Origin of the sequence: Sulfuricurvum sp. RIFOXYD12_FULL_44_77, from assembly GCF_001830725.1 — a bacterium.
Classification (GTDB): Bacteria; Campylobacterota; Campylobacteria; order Campylobacterales; family Sulfurimonadaceae; genus Sulfuricurvum; species Sulfuricurvum kujiense_A.
On record NZ_MIBU01000023.1, the window covers coordinates 1 to 17,025 of the forward strand.

General features: G+C 42.3%; 21 protein-coding genes. 7 read left to right on the forward strand and 14 right to left on the reverse strand.

The genetic code is table 11. The features are described from left to right. Positions 1-57: 57 nt before the first annotated feature. From A2517_RS01060 to A2517_RS01090, 7 genes are all read right to left on the reverse strand, one after another. The gene (locus A2517_RS01060) at positions 58-720 is read right to left on the reverse strand and encodes a recombinase family protein (protein WP_294893514.1); all 663 of its coding nucleotides are present in this window, start codon (positions 718-720) and stop codon (positions 58-60) included. 89 nt (positions 721-809) lie between these two features. Beyond that, a complete protein-coding gene (locus A2517_RS01065; RefSeq protein WP_294893515.1) occupies positions 810-1,595 on the reverse strand; it encodes a UDP-N-acetylmuramate dehydrogenase in 786 nt (261 codons plus the stop codon). Between the two features lie 15 nt (positions 1,596-1,610). Then, entirely contained in the window at positions 1,611-2,351 is a 741-nt protein-coding gene (locus A2517_RS01070) for a DUF5131 family protein (RefSeq protein ID WP_294893516.1), read from the reverse strand. Beyond that, a complete protein-coding gene (tcmP, locus tag A2517_RS01075; RefSeq protein WP_294893517.1) occupies positions 2,348-3,499 on the reverse strand; it encodes a three-Cys-motif partner protein TcmP in 1,152 nt (383 codons plus the stop codon). The genes A2517_RS01070 and tcmP overlap by 4 nt, the downstream gene beginning before the upstream one ends. 63 nt (positions 3,500-3,562) lie before the next feature. After that, positions 3,563-4,534 (reverse strand): HTH domain-containing protein, encoded by a 972-nt coding sequence (locus A2517_RS01080; RefSeq protein WP_294893518.1) that lies wholly within the window; start codon positions 4,532-4,534, stop codon positions 3,563-3,565. Between the two features lie 18 nt (positions 4,535-4,552). Next, positions 4,553-4,819, reverse strand: a complete 267-nt coding sequence (fliQ, locus tag A2517_RS01085; RefSeq protein WP_294893532.1) for a flagellar biosynthesis protein FliQ — start codon at positions 4,817-4,819, stop codon at positions 4,553-4,555. 5 nt (positions 4,820-4,824) lie between these two features. Beyond that, entirely contained in the window at positions 4,825-5,688 is an 864-nt protein-coding gene (locus A2517_RS01090) for a menaquinone biosynthesis family protein (protein WP_294893519.1), read from the reverse strand. A 177-nt stretch (positions 5,689-5,865) separates the two neighbouring features. Between A2517_RS01090 and recA the strand changes: the two genes are divergently transcribed. From recA to A2517_RS01110, 4 genes are read left to right on the forward strand one after another with little or no spacing between them, the layout of a single operon-like run. Next, positions 5,866-6,903 (forward strand): recombinase RecA, encoded by a 1,038-nt coding sequence (gene recA / locus A2517_RS01095; protein ID WP_294893533.1) that lies wholly within the window; start codon positions 5,866-5,868, stop codon positions 6,901-6,903. Next, positions 6,900-8,168, forward strand: coding sequence for a phosphopyruvate hydratase (gene eno / locus A2517_RS01100; RefSeq protein ID WP_294893520.1), 1,269 nt, complete (start codon positions 6,900-6,902; stop codon positions 8,166-8,168). The genes recA and eno overlap by 4 nt, the downstream gene beginning before the upstream one ends. Beyond that, positions 8,168-8,455, forward strand: a complete 288-nt coding sequence (locus A2517_RS01105) for a hypothetical protein (RefSeq protein WP_294893521.1) — start codon at positions 8,168-8,170, stop codon at positions 8,453-8,455. The genes eno and A2517_RS01105 overlap by 1 nt, the downstream gene beginning before the upstream one ends. A gap of 13 nt (positions 8,456-8,468) precedes the next feature. Next, the gene (locus tag A2517_RS01110) at positions 8,469-9,080 is read left to right on the forward strand and encodes an AMIN domain-containing protein (RefSeq protein ID WP_294893522.1); all 612 of its coding nucleotides are present in this window, start codon (positions 8,469-8,471) and stop codon (positions 9,078-9,080) included. Between the two features lie 59 nt (positions 9,081-9,139). Here A2517_RS01110 and tpx read toward each other — a convergent pair whose 3' ends face one another. The 7 genes from tpx to A2517_RS01145 all read right to left on the reverse strand — a co-directional run bounded on the left by tpx (position 9,140) and on the right by A2517_RS01145 (position 14,794). Further along, positions 9,140-9,643: a thiol peroxidase gene (gene tpx / locus A2517_RS01115; RefSeq protein ID WP_294893523.1), complete on the reverse strand. Its 504-nt coding sequence runs from the start codon at positions 9,641-9,643 to the stop codon at positions 9,140-9,142. Between the two features lie 95 nt (positions 9,644-9,738). Continuing rightward, positions 9,739-10,716, reverse strand: a complete 978-nt coding sequence (gene tsaD / locus A2517_RS01120; RefSeq protein ID WP_294893534.1) for a tRNA (adenosine(37)-N6)-threonylcarbamoyltransferase complex transferase subunit TsaD — start codon at positions 10,714-10,716, stop codon at positions 9,739-9,741. After that, positions 10,713-11,240, reverse strand: a complete 528-nt coding sequence (locus A2517_RS01125; RefSeq protein ID WP_294893524.1) for an alpha/beta hydrolase — start codon at positions 11,238-11,240, stop codon at positions 10,713-10,715. Before A2517_RS01125 ends, tsaD begins: the two co-directional genes overlap by 4 nt. Beyond that, entirely contained in the window at positions 11,237-12,310 is a 1,074-nt protein-coding gene (gene dxr / locus A2517_RS01130) for a 1-deoxy-D-xylulose-5-phosphate reductoisomerase (protein ID WP_294893525.1), read from the reverse strand. The genes A2517_RS01125 and dxr overlap by 4 nt, the downstream gene beginning before the upstream one ends. Beyond that, positions 12,307-13,065, reverse strand: a complete 759-nt coding sequence (locus tag A2517_RS01135; RefSeq protein ID WP_294893526.1) for a phosphatidate cytidylyltransferase — start codon at positions 13,063-13,065, stop codon at positions 12,307-12,309. Before A2517_RS01135 ends, dxr begins: the two co-directional genes overlap by 4 nt. Positions 13,066-13,158: 93 nt before the next feature. Continuing rightward, positions 13,159-13,464 (reverse strand): hypothetical protein, encoded by a 306-nt coding sequence (locus tag A2517_RS01140; protein ID WP_294893527.1) that lies wholly within the window; start codon positions 13,462-13,464, stop codon positions 13,159-13,161. A gap of 4 nt (positions 13,465-13,468) precedes the next feature. Then, positions 13,469-14,794 (reverse strand): NFACT family protein, encoded by a 1,326-nt coding sequence (locus A2517_RS01145; RefSeq protein WP_294893528.1) that lies wholly within the window; start codon positions 14,792-14,794, stop codon positions 13,469-13,471. A 75-nt stretch (positions 14,795-14,869) separates the two neighbouring features. Here A2517_RS01145 and A2517_RS01150 point away from each other — a divergent pair, with 75 nt between their 5' ends. The 3 genes from A2517_RS01150 to A2517_RS01160 form a co-directional block, all read left to right on the forward strand. Then, positions 14,870-16,447 carry a methyl-accepting chemotaxis protein gene (locus A2517_RS01150; protein ID WP_294893529.1) on the forward strand — a complete coding sequence of 526 codons (1,578 nt, stop codon included), beginning with the start codon at positions 14,870-14,872 and terminating at the stop codon, positions 16,445-16,447. Positions 16,448-16,495: 48 nt separating this feature from the next. Beyond that, positions 16,496-16,753: a hypothetical protein gene (locus tag A2517_RS01155; protein ID WP_294893530.1), complete on the forward strand. Its 258-nt coding sequence runs from the start codon at positions 16,496-16,498 to the stop codon at positions 16,751-16,753. Further along, the coding region (locus tag A2517_RS01160) for a TonB-dependent receptor (protein ID WP_294893531.1) at positions 16,699-17,025 on the forward strand (327 nt) is incomplete at its 3' end. The genes A2517_RS01155 and A2517_RS01160, both read left to right, overlap by 55 nt.

Below are 17,025 nucleotides of genomic sequence, written 5' to 3' on the forward strand. Positions count from 1 at the left end.
TACGCCACGGGGTCCACCCCGACAAATACTCTTTCCCCTTAGGGGTTGATTCATTACTCATACGTTCTCCCTCATACTTGATACATCGATCGGACACCGAATCGTTCCGATCACCGTTGCTTCCGCATCGGCATCATCTCCGATACCGATGATGCCGCTTACTACCTCTTTTAGCTCACGTGATTCTATATAGTCTTTCAGCGAGCTTCGGCTCACCCCTAAAACACGAGCAATCTCGCTTACACTACGCCGTTTCTTTAATAAATCGATAATTTTTTCTAAGTGAATATCGAATTTAGAGGACGATTTGGAGCCGCGCGGACGTCCAATCCCTTTTTTCGCATCATCTTGTATTACCTGACGGAGCTGATCAATAAGACCTAGAACGACCATTGTATCACTTTTCCGGTCGATTATTACGCCAGGTTTGACAAAATGGATCGTATTATTATTTTTAAGAAGGCAGCTAAACATTTGCACAACATCTTCGATACAGCTGCTCAATGTCCAAGTGTCATAAACAATTAACGTATCGCCATCAAGGGAACGAAAAAACCGAACCACTTCCTGACGATCTACAATCCGTTTGTTTTGAGAGGTTTGATCCACCATCTCTTCATCAATCATAATCCCTTTTTGATCGGCATATCCGTTGATCAGTTTTAACTGCTCATAAACACCGTCAAAGTCTTTGTCAGGGCGGATATAACTTACTGTCATTGTATGATTAAATCCTTTTTATTTTTTAATTTCATCGTCATTTTATCAAAATGTGACGTCTAAAGTCAATAGAAAAGATTATTTCATCGTCATATTGTTTTGTTGATGAGGACGATTTCACAGTGCAATTCAATATTGAATTCATTTTTTACCCGTGTTTGAGCTTCATTTATGAGGTTTAACGCATCCGCATAGGTTCCGCCACCTGTATTGACGAGAAAATTGGCATGGACGTCACTAAAGGTCATCGCCCCGATACGCTTACCTTTTAAACCCACCGCTTCAATGAGACGCCCTGCATAATCTCCCGGAGGATTTTTAAAACAGCTTCCGGCACTTGGATCATTGGGTTGATTGGAACGCATCTGATTAAACATCTCGTACCTCTCAAGTGAGTACCCTTTTTCCGCTTCAAATACGGCTTCAAAAACGACCTCATTGATAGAGGTTTTACGATAGCCGTACTCGATCTCACTTTTTTGTTTCCAGCCACTTTGGGTGCGGATGGCGATGAGGTGGTTAAAAATCTCAAACTCTTTGAGTCCCGCATTCATTTTCAGCATCCCGCCGAGGGTGCCGGGAAGTTTCGAGAGATATTCAAAATGGGCGATATCGTTCTTTTTGCAAAAGGAAACAACACGTCCCCCCGGTGTGGCGGCACCGATATGGAGGCCATCGTCTTCGAGGCGGATAAAGTCATACTCTTTGGAGAGGATCATGAGCGGCGGAGGTGTAGGGGAGATGAGGACATTGTTTGCGGCACCGAGGATTGTACACCCCTCGGGAACAACGTCATTTTCGATCAAAGCGACCTCCACAACAGGCCCGATACGGATGGAGCTGAATTTAGAAAAATCGATAGTTTTAGTGGTCATTATTTTACTGCTGACTTACGAGACATTTTTAAAAAGATTATTTTCATGAATTTTCGGCAATTCATCATATATTTTCCCATCTAATTGACGTCCAGCCGCTTTTTTATTTACTCCACCCCATTGCTTGAAAAAGAATGGAATATGAAGATGTGTACATTTTTCTTGAACATCTACCACCCATTCTTTTTTCATTTCACGCGCACCAAAGCCACTTTCTCCCCCAACGATTACCCAATTCAATCCTGTATAATCCAGCTTATCAACTGATCCGATCAAAGGCTCTATGGATAAAAATTTTGTTTTTGCATCGCATCCACGTAAATAGTCCGCTCGCTTAATATAATCATTGGATTCTATGCTTACACCCATCCAGATATTATCTGCCCATTTTAGTTTATCATTAAGAGCTTCAAGTCGTTTTGGTCTTTTGGTTAAGACTTGAAAAGTATGCCAATGCGCCTTATTCATAATCTCAAAAATCTCGAAAATAAACTCATCGGGTACTTTATCGTGAAAAATATCACTCATTGAGTTAACAAAAATCATTTGAGGCTTTTTAAGTTTAAGAGGTTTGGTTAGAGCTTCGGGGTGTAATGTTACTTCAAAAGCATTTTCATAGCCCTTTGTCCCCATTGCTTGCAGTCTGAATGCCATTTTTTCAGCGTAACAGTTATCGCAACCACGGCTTATTTTAGTACATCCACTTATTGGGTTCCATGTACTTTCTGTCCATTCTATCTTAGTTTTTTGGCTCATTTTATTTTTACCCTATATCGTATTTCTTGTTCTTTCCAATACTTAAACCCTAATAAATAGTATCTTGCTTTTGGTTTATAATTATTTTCAAATATCAGTAATCCTTTGATCTTTTCCAAAATCATATTGGCATGTTTTGGTTGAAAGCCTTCTTTGAGAGTAAATTCGTATATTTGCTTATTAGATTTATACTCATCCAAAAATATTTTTAAAGAATTTTCAAAATTTAAAAAATATTTTTCTTGCCTATCTGTATCAAAATCATCACTAAATAAGTGTTTTTCTTGTATTTTTGAAAATCCTTGCCCTGCATTTTCATCAAGTTTCCATTTTGTATCAACAATTTGGTGTAATCCATATATATGACTTGTAAGAAAAAATAACGCATAATAATTTTTAGTATCTCTTTGAATTGTATAGCTAGCTGTATAATATTTATTATTAAAAGATAAAGCATCTTTTATAAATTTAATATATTCTAACTGGTGTTCAAAATTACCATCAAGTATTGGATGACTTTTATCTTCAAAAAAGTCAGCAATAAATCTTTGTAAATGTGCATAGGAAGCATTTTTTTCATCAGTTAAAGCAACTTTTGAAAAACGGTACATATTTGAAATTGGTAAAAATAAAATAATTTCACTTTTTCCTGCATTCATTATGTCTAAAATATCTTTTTTATAGATTTCTTTATAACCATAGGGATCAATGAAAACTAAGTTTTTTTCTTCTGATGTTGTTTTTGCTATGTGTAAAATTACAGCCTTTAGCATATCAGAAGCATCTATATTATGACTTTTTAAAACATCTCTCTGGATACGATAATGTTCACTTATATAGGTACTTACAAAATCAACTCTTGCTTTATCAAGATCATTGATTGTTAATGTTACTTGTTTTGTTGGGAACTTTTCATTCATCTCTTTTATTGCGTCCATTGCAATAATTGGGCTTCCTTTACCACCATTATCATAAACACCAACGCCACAAAAAACATCAAAAATATTTATTTTAGTCGTGTATGCATCACTTAACAATATGGTCAAATATCGCCAAAGATAACTTCGATAAAAATCTAATTTTGCCTGTGAATGCTCAAAAACATTATTCTGCGTTTCCTGCTTTGTATATTGTTTACTTTTAGCCATTGGATTTCCTTTTAATGGCTAAAGTATAAGGGCATTTTGTATTTGATAGTAATAAATATTTCATTATGAAATATTTATCACTTTGTCATAAGGGATATTTTTCAATACACAATACTCTTCGATATCTGAGTCATGCTCTAAACATATATCACACAACTTTTCTAACTCTTGTTCTGACGAAGATAAATATCGATCGTCAGCATTAAGTATTTTTTCAACCTGATCAATAAACTTTCGATAATCATTGTTTATATGACATAACTTATCTATTGTTTGATAATCCAATTCTCGATAGGAAGAAGGAAATATTATCTGACTTTCAAAAGGATTGGATTGAAGCTTAATTACACCTATTCCAAAGGCTTTATTAAGGCGTTCCATTTCGTTATAAATTTTTGTATCTATTTCGAAAGCAACTAAATAACCGCTATTTGCCCAACTTGAATTTGAAACTGCTTGAAAGTAAGACTTTTTAAGATCATAATCACTTCTAATCTCTTTTTTCAATTCATAAGAGATAAATTCGCATGAATCTTTTTTTTCAAGTGTTTTGAGTAATTTTATACTTGTATCATTTTTAAGATGAACAAACTTAACACCTATTATGTCGGGGTGTATCCATTTTTGATGGTCGTCTTTACTATTTTTTGATTCTTCATGAAAAATTGTCTTTGAGTAAATATCTTTACTTTTTAAATAACTTACAAATAACTTGTGAAGATCTCTCTCTTGGAAATCTACCTTTACTTTTTTCACATCGTTATTGGTTACAGGCTCTGCATAAGATATTAAAGTATCATCATTTTTATTTTTTGTGAGATAGTATAAGTAGTGAGTTCGTCCTTGCTTAGATCGCCCAACTCGGCTATCATTTTTACGGATAAAATCTCCCAAAAGTGCTGAAATAGTTGCATCAGGAGTAAGTCCACTAAATTCATATAGATTGTGTGTTTGAATAAATTTACTAACTTCATTAGAGGTAACTGGTTTGTTAAAATTTTCTAATGCTTGTAGTATTGCATCTTTAATGGTCATATATTTTCCTTGCGAATATTACTGCATAAAAGTAGGGATCAAGTTAAACATTCGGATTGTAAAGTCCTGCATCTCATTCATCATCCATGGCATGGTGAGGATAATAACGACGACGATACCGATGATTTTTGGGATAAAGCTGAGGGTCATCTCATTGATCTGAGTGGTTGCTTGAAAGATACTGACAGCAAGGCCCAGAAACATCCCGACCAGAAGTGCGGGCAATGATAGAATAAGAGCAATTTTAAATGTCTCGATCCCCAGCCCTATAAGTTCTTCTTGCATCATGGCTACGAGTACCTCAATTCAGTGTATTCGAGAGGAATCATAAACTCTCTTGGATCAATGGCCGCGTCAAAAAAGCCGTGTTTGTAACCAAGATCAAATAAAAGTTCAATCGCTTTGTATTGCGTTTCATTCAAAGTAATCGATTCATCGTTCGCGTAAAGCTCGAGATATTTCTCCAAAGTCTCTCCGTCGATACGGACAAGATTACGCTCCATTAACATTTTGGAGAGGTTTTCTTTGTGATCCCGCGCTATTTGAACCGCTTTGGTTAAAAGGTTTTCGTATTCGATCGCTGAAGTGATCGGGAGTGATCGGCGAATCGCCATACCACCAAGCGGCAAAGGGAGATCTCCTCCGCTGAGCTCACACCAAATATCCCACATCTCACGCTCAACCTCTAAAGAATCGTTATACCCTAAGATCGATTCATGGATCAGAACACCCGCATCAACGATGCCGTCTAAAACGGCTTGTTCAATCTCTAAAAAATTCATATAAACGATTTTGGCATCGGGATAGGCGATACGAAAGAGGAGCGCATTGGTCGTATATTTCCCGCTGAGGGCCACTTTGAACCGTTTTTTAAGAACGGTCTCTTTTTTGCGGATCAACTTGGGGCCGTACCCCTGTCCAAAACTTACCGCTGTACGCAAAAGGGCATAATCGGCTCTAATGTGGGGGTAGAGACCGAAACTGATCGCGGTAATGTCATAGGTTCCTTTGAGGGCTTCGGTGTTGAGGGTCTCTATGTCGAGGGCTATATTGTCGAACTGGATATTCTCTTTTCCAACCCAACCGAATTTGATGGCATAGTACATAAAAATATCGTCGGCATCGGGGGAGTGGGCTATCACCATTTTTTTCACTTAAAATCCTGTTCAGAACTGCATATCAATTAAATTTTAACCAAATAACGCTAAAATATCTCTATTCCAGAATGCGAATTATTAATATTGCAATTTGTCATATTTTATAAATATATTTCAAATTGTCATATTATGACGTAATTTTAAAACATATTAGTCTCAGGAGAGCACAGCATGATGGATCCAAACAAACTTAAATCGCTTGAACTTGCGATGAAACAAATCGATAAAACGTTCGGAAAAGGGACGTTGATGCGTCTCGGGGATAAAGAAATTGAACCGATCAACGCAATCAGTACCGGTTCTATCGGCTTGGATTTAGCCCTCGGAATCGGCGGCGTACCCGAAGGACGCGTGATCGAAATTTATGGACCTGAGAGCTCAGGGAAAACGACACTTAGTTTGCAAATTACAGCGGAGTGCCAAAAAAACGGCGGTATTTGTGCGTTTATCGATGCGGAACACGCCCTTGATATCGGATATGCTAAAAATCTCGGAGTAGACGTCGAAAATCTCCTTGTATCTCAGCCCGATTACGGCGAGCAAGCACTCGACATCGTTGAAACGATCGTCCGAAGCGGTGCAGTAGATTTAATCGTCATTGATTCGGTTGCGGCATTGACTCCGAAAGTAGAGATTGAAGGGGAGATGAACGATCAGCAAGTAGGCGTTCAAGCACGTTTGATGTCAAAAGCACTTCGTAAACTCACCGGTATCATGCATAAAATGAACTGTACGATTATTTTTATCAATCAGATTCGTATGAAAATCGGAACGATGGGGTACGGCTCACCCGAGACGACTACCGGCGGAAATGCGCTAAAATTTTATGCATCGGTTCGTATCGATGTTCGTAAAATTGCTACCCTTAAACAAGGGGAGAGCCAAATCGGTAATCGTGTGAAGGCTAAAGTTATTAAAAATAAAGTAGCACCGCCGTTTCGTCAAGCAGAATTTGATATTATGTTCGGTGAGGGGATCTCGAAAGAGGGTGAATTAGTCGATTACGGTGTCAAGTTGGATATCATTGACAAAAGCGGTGCATGGTTCAGTTTCGAGGATACAAAACTGGGACAAGGGCGTGAAAACGTCAAACAAAAATTTAAAGATGAGCCCGAATTGGCTCGCAAAGTCGAAGAAAAAATTAAAGCGGCTATGGGTGTGTCTGGCATTATAGCTATGGATGAATCTGATATAAGTGAGGTAGATGAATGATTTTTATTGATGAAGTAAGTGCAATCGAGGTAATGGATTCCCGTGGAAATCCAACCGTAAAAGCAACAGTACAGTTGAGTGATGGAACCCGCGAAAGCGCTATCGTACCAAGCGGAGCAAGTACCGGTAAGCGTGAAGCACTCGAATTACGAGACGGTGATGCACGCTATATGGGTAAAGGGGTTCTTAAAGCGGTTGAGAACGTCAATAGTGAGATTGCTGATGCCGTGATGGGGCTTAGTCCGTTTAACCAAGCGATGGTCGATGCGGTGATGAAAGAACTCGACGGCACTGAAAATTACGGTAATCTCGGAGCAAATGCCGTTTTAGGTGTTTCTATGGCGGTTGCGCGTGCTGCGGCAAAAAGTCTCGGCATTCCACTTTATCGTTATCTCGGCGGTGCCAATGCGATGGTTCTTCCGGTTCCGATGCTCAACATCATTAACGGCGGAAGTCATGCGGACAACAGTGTTGATTTCCAAGAGTATATGATTATGCCGATTGGATTCAACGACTTTTCTGAGGGACTTCGCGCATCTGCTGAGGTGTATCATAACTTAAAATCAATCCTCAAAAATCGCGGTGCTAACACGGCTCTCGGTGACGAAGGCGGTTTCGCACCCGATTTGAGCTCTAACGAAGAGCCGATTCAAGTCATTATGGAAGCGATTGCTAAAGCGGGATATAAAGCGGGTGAACAAATTGCTATCGCCCTCGATGTTGCCGCATCTGAGCTTGTTACCGATGGTGGATACAGACTTGACTCTGAAAACCGAACCGTTACCTCTGAGCAATTGGTTGATTATTACGCCGATCTTTGCGCTAAATACCCTATTGTCTCTATCGAAGACGGATTGAGTGAAGATGACTGGGCGGGATGGAAAATTTTGACAGAACGTTTAGGCTCTAAAGTTCAGCTTGTCGGAGACGATTTATTCGTAACCAACGCTAACATCTTGGCTGAGGGGATTGAAAAAGGGATCGCTAACTCGATTCTGATCAAACCGAACCAAATCGGTTCTGTATCGGAAACGATGCTTACCGTCCGACTCGCTCAACGAAATGGATACAAATGCGTTATGTCTCACCGCTCCGGCGAGAGTGAAGATGCGTTTATCGCTGATTTTGCGGTTGCCCTAAACTGTGGTGAAATCAAAACCGGCTCAACCGCTCGGGGTGAGCGTACCGCTAAATACAACCGTTTGCTAGAGATTGAAACGGAAGTTATGTACGGCGAGTATTTGGGGAGCGCGCTCTTTAACTAATGCATCAAGATGATCAACATTTGCTGCTTCACGAAGAGGGAGAGAGCCTAAGCGAACGCTATTTTGGCTTATCGACCCAGAAGTTTTTAGTGGCGGCAAGTATTGTATTGAGTGTGGGTGTTTATATGGGCTTCATATTTTTCGGGGACAACTCTTTGAGTGTTCTCTTAGAGCTTGAAGAGCATCAAGACTATCTCAGCGAAGACATTGAGCGGCTTAAAGCTGAAAATGCCTCTTTGCAAAAACAGTATTTTGAGCTCAAAGAGCTTGATGCTGATTCACAATAGTGATGGGAGATTTATGAAATACTCGATTTGCCTCTCGTTTTTACTCCTCTCTCCCCTTTTCGCGCGAGAAAATCCTTTTTTTCCCCTTGATGAATCAAAAAAGCAAAAAGTAACCTCAAATATACCGGATGCACGACCGCAAATGGGAACCATCAGCTACACGTTGCCCGATAATGCCCGGGTATTAAAAGAGGTAACGCTGAGTATTCAAAATCTGGATGGAAGTATCGAAGAGAGAAAAATAGAGGTGGATCAGAGTGTCGATTGGCACCGTCCTCTTCTCCTTACGCAAGGGGGAAAGTCCTCGCACTCTGTCGTATCAAACAATTCGTCTGTCGCTAATTTTGGATTTGTACAATTTTATTCAAAAGGGAAAAGTCTGAGTGTAAAAACATCAGATTCCTTGGTGCGCCACTTTGTCTTAAGTGATCCCAACCGAATTGTCCTCGATTTTAAACATGTCGGTTCGTTTAAATCTGAAAAAAAAGTATTGAATGCTGCCCCCTATGTGGATGTAACGTTAGGAAATCATGGAGAATTTGCCCGTGCTACTGTTACTCTTGATGGGCGTTACAGCTATACATTGAAAAATGCGGGCGGCTTGATAAGTATTACGTGTAAGTAAGATTAAAAGTACATGATGAGTGAAAAAGAGGTTTCTCTCCCGTGGGAGAGAAGGTGAACTTACGCTACAGCAGCCAAAGCAGCTTCGTAGTTTGGTTCTTCTGTGATTTCAGGAACGATCTCTTTATAGGTAACGATTCCCTCTTCATTTACTACGAAGATCGCGCGGCATGTTACACCTGCAAGAACAGAACCTCCAAGCAATACACCGTATGCGTTTGCGAAATCTTTGTTACGGAAATCTGAACATACTGTCAAATTATCGATCCCCTCAGCTTGGCAAAAACGCCCTGCAGCGAATGGAAGATCAAGTGATACAATGGTAGTGATAACGTCTTTAAGACCAGCAGCTTTTGCATTGAAGTTACGTGTTTCAGTTGCACATACACCTGTGTCGAGTGAAGGAACAACGATGATAAGTTGTTTTTTACCTTGTGCTCCGCCCACTTTTACATCGCCAAGACCTGCTGAGTTAACTACTGTAATTTCAGGTGCTTTATCACCTACATTTACTGTGTTTCCTAAAAGCTCTACATCTGTACCTTTGAATTTAGTCGTTGCCATTTAAAGCTCCTGTTTTTTTGTTTGGTACGGAAATTGTACTTAAATCGGATAATTTATCTCTGAATTATAGAAGAGGTGTTTTGGCTTAAGGTTTATTACAGTTTACAGCGAGGATTTATTGGAATATCAGAATAAGATCGTCCCTCGTCTAAGGAGTACGCTTCGATCGCTGCTCGTCCGATCATAGCGGCATTATCGGAACAGTATTGTAAATCAGAAAGAAAAAGAGGGGCTTTATACGGTCGTAATAGTTCACCAACACGTTCTCGCAAATAGAGGTTGGCACTCGCACCGCCTACGATGGCGAAACGCTTAGGAGGGGTAGATTTAAAATATTTTTTGAGCTTTTGTATCAAATGTTCCGTCGCCGTTTTCTGAAATGCGCTCGCAATATCGGGATAAGTTGAGGGATCATTGGCCTCTACGGCTAGACGTACCTGATTTTTAAGTCCCGAATAGCTAAACGCGATCAACGGAGATTGCCATAGAGGAACGGTGAAGGTAAATCGAGCCGGATCACCGGTTACGGCGAGTTTTTCGATCAGAGGCCCTCCAGGGTATCCTAGTGCCATCATTTTAGCTACCTTATCAAAACTCTCTCCGTAACTGTCATCCATCGTCGTCGCTACGGTTTCCATCTGAGAATAGGATGTTACCTCTATGAGTTGGGTATGTCCTCCCGAAACCAGTAAGACGGTGATAGGCAGGAGAGCCTCTTTCTCGATAAAGAGTGAATAGATATGCCCTTTTAGATGATTAATAGGCAAGATAGGAAGAGAGAGGGAAATACTCAGTGCTTTTGCCATCGTAACCCCCTCTATCAGCGTCACTCCTAACCCCGGTTCGTTGGTTACGGCAATCGCTTTGAGCTGATCGAACCACGGCGCGCACTCCGCTAAAATACGGGGTAATGCTTCGGCGTGCAAACGGCTGGCGAGTTCAGGGACAACGCCGCCGTATTGTGAGTGTTCTAACTCTTGGGAAATTTTCTTATGATAGATCAGTTTTTTGGTAGCAATTTCCGTAATAGCGATTGAGCTGTCATCACATGAGCTTTCGATACTGAGGATCATTGCATTACCCACTCTTTGACCCACGGCCATTCTCCGAATCCCGAAGCGGTATTGATATGTCCGCCGTTTTCGATCACTTTCATCTCTACTCCGAGCGCTTTTTGAAGATCAGATGCCTCTTCTATACTCATATAGGGATCATTTGTTGATGTGACCAACAATACCTCATCGGCAAAAAGATTTTTAGGTGCTTCGAGAGGAAAAAAGGTTTTAAGGGTTTCGATTTCGCAGGTTAAATGGGGCGGTGCAACCAAAAGGAGTCGTTTGACGGGTGCTATTTCTCCCTCATTACATAAATGAAACCAGAGAATATTGGCAAGAGAATGGCAGATAACGACATCGGGTTGAAAATCGCGTAAGAGGGCTTTGATCTGTTTCATCCAACGGTTTTTACTCGGGAAATGGGGGTTGTCAAGGAGCGGAAATGCAACCGTGCCGTAATCTTTGGCAACTTCACCCGCGAGCCACGCCTGCCAATGGGGATCGTCGCTTCCGCCCCATCCGTGTAGCATCAAGAGTTTCATGACAAACCTCGTATGAATGCGCGTATCTCACTATCAAGGGCAAATATAGCCTCTACCGATTCGGGAGCCGTGTGAAACGACTCGTAAGCACGTAAAATCATTGTGGAGATATCGACAAATCGGATCTCTCCGGCAACAAAGCGCTCAATCGCCGCTTCGTTTGCCGCATTGACAATGACACCTTTTTGGGGGTTACGAAGAAGATCATTTTTGATCTCCCATATCGGATAACGCTCTTTTTCAATGGGGCGAAATTCGAGGGCGCCGATACGGGTCAAATCAATTCGATCGACAATCGGGGTATCCACTTTTCCCATGAGAGCATACGCGATAGGGAGGCGCATATCGGCGTGGGCAAAATGGGCGGTTGTTGAGCCGTCTTTATAATCTATCAGAGCATGAATCAGCGATTTAGTCTCGATAAGGGCATCGTATTCCCCCTCACCGAAAAGCCATCGTGCTTCGAGGAGTTCAAAGAGTTTATTGACCATAGAGGCGCTGTCGATGGTGATTTTTTGCCCCATCGACCAGTTGGGGTGTTTAAGGGCATCTTCGAGGGTGGCAGAAGCGAGTTTCTCCAGCGGCCAATCCCGAAATGCACCGCCGCTGGCGGTAATGACCATACGGCTGAGAGGGCGCGGTGTTTGGTTGAGGTACCACAATCCGAAATGTTCCGAATCGATAGGGATAATAGTGGAGGTATCGACGAACGAACCGCCGACGACCAAAGACTCTTTGTTGGCGAGGGCTAGTTTTTTACCGCATTCGAGCGCTTTGAGAGTGGGGCGAAACCCTGCAAACCCGACCAAAGCGTTGACGACATGGTGTGAGTTTGACTCTTCAATCGCATCAAGGATTGCCGCTTCGCCGGAGCGGACATGGGGATGATTGACACGGGAGCAATCGGCTTCATCCATCACGACAATACGTTTGGGAGAGTGTTTTAGGATTTGTTGGTTGAGAAGATCGATGTTACGCCCTGCAACGAGTGTATCGACGCTCAGATTAAATTGTTCGGCGATATTGAGGGCGTTGACTCCGATGGAGCCTGTAGAGCCCAGTAGGATCAAACAAGACCTCGAAGGAGGACGAGCATAATGACGGAAGCAAAGAGATATCCGTCGATTCGGTCTAAAACACCGCCATGCCCCGGCAGGATAGAGCCGCTGTCTTTGACTCCCGCTTGGCGCTTGAGATAACTCTCAAACAAATCACCGAATACCGCACCGATAGCCGCCGCCATAGAGATAATAACCGCTTGGGTAATATCAACGATGGTGATGCCGATAAAAAAACCGGCAACGGTTGCCACGGCGATACCGCCGTAGACACCTTCGCGTGTTTTGCTTGGGCTGGAGACGCTGAAAGGGGTTTTACCGATACTACGCCCTACGACATAGGCACCGACATCAGCAGCTGCGACGACCACAAGGAGCCATAACATAGCTCCCATTCCGTACTCTTGGTACATGCTGAGCATAAAGAGCATACCCGCCGTCGGATAGATAAACGGGAGGAAATTCTTAGGAGAGATATTTTGGGTATAGGCAACGGCTGCGGCGAAAATCAATCCGGCAATGACAAATAGATCTTCACCGTAAGGGTAAAGTGCTGCGGCTAGCCAAAGAATAGCGGCATAAGCGTACAAAGAGTTATTATTAATTCCAAATAAACGTGTCGCTTCATGAAAGGCTAGAAGGTAAATGACCCCCATCACACTCCACATGAGCCAAAAGTTGTTGATAAGTCCGACAATTAAGACGCCGATAACCAGAAAGACGGCGGTAACAACGCGCTCTTGGATTGAATTTTTTGCAGTTTGCATAGTGTGATTAACCAATGGTTTTAAAATTTCAAAATTATACCATTTATTTTATTATACGAGAGATGCTAAATCAGCCTAGAATCGCATATCAGACTAAACTTTAATATCGAGAAGATGGAGCGGTTTTGAGGGCTTTTCATTCTCCTCTTTTTTTTCTTCGTGAGGAGAACGCCTCTCCTCTTGTTCGGCTTGCTCTTTGGTATGCTCACGATCGGGGTCAACGCCATGATTCTCTTCGGTAGGGCGTACCTCTTCGATCTCTTTTTTCTCTTCTTGGGCCGCACTCGAGGCTGCAAGCGCTTGTAATTCAAATCGGTTTAAAATGGCATTCTTTTCGCTTGCTACCGTCGCCATTTGTTGATTAACATAGATAGCATTACCGATAGGACCGATGGCCATAGATTTACCCTTTTTGAATTGATAACGTCTTGTAGTTGGTATAAAGGACGTTAGCCCCCTCCACCATTTTCACTTCTCTTCGGGGAGTATAATCGACCAAATAGTTCCCTTTCTCAAATACGGAGAAATCGACACACAGTTTTGCCGAGGCTTCGAGGAGCTTTTCGGGAAGCTGCTGTTTGTCGGTCGAGATGATGACATGGGCGGAGGGGCGGTCTTTCAGATGCATCCAAATATCGCGTGCTTTGGCATTGCGGAGGAGTTCGATGTTCCCTTTTTCACTTTTTCCTAACGAAACTTTGACCCCCTCAATCCAAAATTCGGCAATCGAATCGCTGTTTTTTTGTTTGGATGCAGTTGATTTAGGGGGGAAGAGGAGGGTTATTTCATCGGGAGTTGAGGCTTCCGCTACCGTTTGGATAAAAAGTTCAAGATGTCGGATTTTGGCTTCAAGGTTGCTCCGCTCTTGATGGAGTCCGAGTGCTTTTTGTTTCGCTTTTTTGGAACGCTTAAAAAAACTGTTTGCACATCCGGAAGCGGTGGTGCATCCTGTAGGAAGCTCCAACTGAATCGGGGTTCCGTCAAAATTATGAAGTTCCGCTATTTTGTCATAGGGCTTTATGGTATCCAGATTGGCTAATACCAAATGTCCCGCATTTTGTGCCTCTTGAGATTCTTGTATCAAGGCCCCTTCTTCATCGAGTCCTGCTAGATGTTTTTGAAGCTGGAGCAGCCGTTTTTGCAGTAGAGTTTTTTTCTCATTTTTGAGTTGTTCAAGCTTATCATTGCTGCGGCGAGCAAACTCCCCCTCTAAATAGCCGCGTACATCCTCCAGAGGGTACTCTTGAGGCTCATAAGGAGGCTTGGGAATTTCGCCCAATTTCTGTCCCACTCGGACACATCGGGTTGAGACATCCTCATCGATATGGCGCAATGCCTCTAGAACGATCCCCTCTTTATCCAAAAGGATGACATTGGTGTGTTTACCGGTAAATTCGAGCTGTAAAACGGTTGTTTCCGATTTGTAGGAGCCGCTTGTCGTGGTGGTAATGCGGATGATTTTATCGTTGTTATGGAGGGTAATCGATTGAATGGAGGAGCGATTTAATCGTTTTGCGAGCAATACATCAAATGGGGCTTGATACATTTTACCGCGGGTTGGAATCTCTCCGACGGTGATCGCCGAATTTCCCCGTGCCATCTCAAAATTCCAGCTATTTTCACGATTAAAAACTAATTTGAGTGTAGTGTCGTTAACCCTGTATGCCGCAACAATGTGGGTTAATTGCTGCATATACGCAACAATCTGTTTTAAATAAGAAAATCTCATAATTTTACCTCCGCTTTAGAAAAAGAGAATTACAATAGGGTATATTTCGGTAACACCAATATTTAGGCAACATTAATGAATATCTTCAACACTATCAAATCTAAGTTTATTGTCAATCTTGTGGCAGCCGTAGGTGCTATCCTTATAAGTGTCATTGTAGCATACTTCATTGCTACAGGCTCGATTAAGACGATTATGATCAGCGACCTCAATACGGTTGCCGATGTATTGGAAAAAAATGTCAATTACATTTCCAAGATAGAGCCTAAAGCGTATGAAGAAGAGGGGTTTAAAAATGAGATCAAAGAGATCAAAATCGGTAAAAGCGGTTATGTCTATTTCATCAATAGTGAAGGGGTAATGACGATTCACCCGAAAGCTGAAGATGAGGGGAAAAACAAATCGGGACATGACTACATCGACCATATCCGCTCCGATAAAGCGGGTGGGGTCTATGAGTATACTTCGGCTACGACGGGACAGGAAAAAATTGCCGCGTACCGCTATATTCCGGCATGGGACATGTGGGTTATTCCGGGGATCAATAAAGCCGATTACTTTGATGAGTTGCAAGCCAGTTTTTTTAAATGGTTTTTACTGTTGGGAAGTGTCCTGACGGCGATGCTGGTTGCGATCAACTATTTTTCAGGAACCAGTATTCTCCATCCGATAGAAGAGCTTGATAAAGTATCCAGCGATCTTGCCCACGGTAACGGCGATTTGACCAAACGTCTTCCGATCCTCAATAAAAATGACGAGATCGGGATAGCAAGCCTTTACCTCAACCAATTTATTGAAAAAATCCAAAGCACGATCAACGATACGAAGCAGATTACCTCTTCGGCTGTCGGCTCTACCGCGACGTTGAACAGTGCGGCATCGAATCTCTCTGCTCAATCGGAAAAAACCAATACCATTGCCCAAAACACCAATACGACTGCCGCTGAAATCGGTGCGACACTTGAGCAAAGTGTTAATATGGCAAAAGTGACCTTAGAGAATAGCCGTTTAACGGAAACAGAACTGAGTCACGTCCGTGAAATCGCTACTGCCATTACCAATGAAGTACATAAAACCACTCAGATGTCTAATGAACTTGGCGACCGTTTCGCTCAACTCTCCAGCGATGCGGCAAGCGTCAGCGGAGTGTTGAGTATTATCTCTGACATTGCCGATCAAACCAATCTTCTCGCCCTCAATGCCGCGATCGAAGCGGCACGTGCCGGTGAACATGGACGCGGCTTCGCCGTTGTTGCCGATGAGGTTCGAAAACTCGCCGAACGGACCCAAAAAAGTTTGACCGAAATCAATTCAACCATCTCTATCGTCATCCAGTCGATCTCGGATTCATCGGATATGATGCATTCTAACAGTGAAAATATCGGACGGCTTGCGGAGAGAAGCGAAGAGATCGATCTGAAAATCGATTCCGCGTCGAATGCGCTCCGCTCGAATGTCGATGCCAGCCATCAAAGTGTTCAACAAGCAGAGAATATGGCACACAAAATTCACGAAATTATCCATAAAGTGTCTGAGATGTCCAACCTTTCTCAGAGCAATCAGGAAGATATCACACAAATTTCTAAAATCACGGCAGAGCTTTACAATGCCGCTACCAGTTTGAATACGCAATTGGGTCAATTTAAGTCCTAACTGAAATCTTGATATAATTCGCCTCATAGATAAAATGGAGGCGAACGGGTGAGTGCACCAAAGGGTTTCGGTAAAACATATTTTTCGCTTGTCGCTATCCAAGCGTACGCTTCCGAGATCCGTCTCATGCAAAACATTACCCGTATTGCATGGATTTGCCCTACCCATGCCATCCATACCTACTCCACCGTTTCACCCCCTAAAAGTGTCCTACTCTCATCCATTATTACGATTATTAATCAAGGACACTTATGTTTAAACCGACTTTCTCTTTTGTCGCATGTGCGACCCTCGTTGCCTCATTAGAGGCCAAAGACCTCACCTTCGATCCGATTTTAGTATCGGCATCCAAAACCGAACAATCCCTCAAAAATATCACCTCCAATGTCGACATTATCACTGCCGAAGAGATTGAAGAACACCATTACACCACGCTCTCAGAAGCGCTAAACTCCCTTTCGGGAATAAGTATCACCTCTAACGGCGGAGTCGGAACGACACAGGAAGTTTTTGTGCGCGGTATGGATACTAATAAAGTATTGGTTTTGATCAACGGTATCCGCTATCAGGATCCCTCG

Coding starts and splice junctions, on each gene's coding strand:
- A2517_RS01060 (WP_294893514.1), bottom strand. CDS start 720: ATGACAGTAAGTTATATCCGCCCTGACAAAGACTTTGACGGTGTTTAT.
- A2517_RS01070 (WP_294893516.1), bottom strand. CDS start 2,351: ATGAGCCAAAAAACTAAGATAGAATGGACAGAAAGTACATGGAACCCA.
- A2517_RS01150 (WP_294893529.1), top strand. CDS start 14,870: ATGAATATCTTCAACACTATCAAATCTAAGTTTATTGTCAATCTTGTG.
- A2517_RS01140 (WP_294893527.1), bottom strand. CDS start 13,464: ATGGCCATCGGTCCTATCGGTAATGCTATCTATGTTAATCAACAAATG.
- A2517_RS01110 (WP_294893522.1), top strand. CDS start 8,469: ATGAAATACTCGATTTGCCTCTCGTTTTTACTCCTCTCTCCCCTTTTC.
- eno (WP_294893520.1), top strand. CDS start 6,900: ATGATTTTTATTGATGAAGTAAGTGCAATCGAGGTAATGGATTCCCGT.
- tsaD (WP_294893534.1), bottom strand. CDS start 10,716: ATGATCCTCAGTATCGAAAGCTCATGTGATGACAGCTCAATCGCTATT.
- recA (WP_294893533.1), top strand. CDS start 5,866: ATGGATCCAAACAAACTTAAATCGCTTGAACTTGCGATGAAACAAATC.
- tpx (WP_294893523.1), bottom strand. CDS start 9,643: ATGGCAACGACTAAATTCAAAGGTACAGATGTAGAGCTTTTAGGAAAC.
- A2517_RS01105 (WP_294893521.1), top strand. CDS start 8,168: ATGCATCAAGATGATCAACATTTGCTGCTTCACGAAGAGGGAGAGAGC.
- fliQ (WP_294893532.1), bottom strand. CDS start 4,819: ATGCAAGAAGAACTTATAGGGCTGGGGATCGAGACATTTAAAATTGCT.
- A2517_RS01135 (WP_294893526.1), bottom strand. CDS start 13,065: ATGCAAACTGCAAAAAATTCAATCCAAGAGCGCGTTGTTACCGCCGTC.
- A2517_RS01080 (WP_294893518.1), bottom strand. CDS start 4,534: ATGACCATTAAAGATGCAATACTACAAGCATTAGAAAATTTTAACAAA.
- A2517_RS01125 (WP_294893524.1), bottom strand. CDS start 11,240: ATGAAACTCTTGATGCTACACGGATGGGGCGGAAGCGACGATCCCCAT.
- tcmP (WP_294893517.1), bottom strand. CDS start 3,499: ATGGCTAAAAGTAAACAATATACAAAGCAGGAAACGCAGAATAATGTT.
- A2517_RS01065 (WP_294893515.1), bottom strand. CDS start 1,595: ATGACCACTAAAACTATCGATTTTTCTAAATTCAGCTCCATCCGTATC.
- A2517_RS01145 (WP_294893528.1), bottom strand. CDS start 14,794: ATGAGATTTTCTTATTTAAAACAGATTGTTGCGTATATGCAGCAATTA.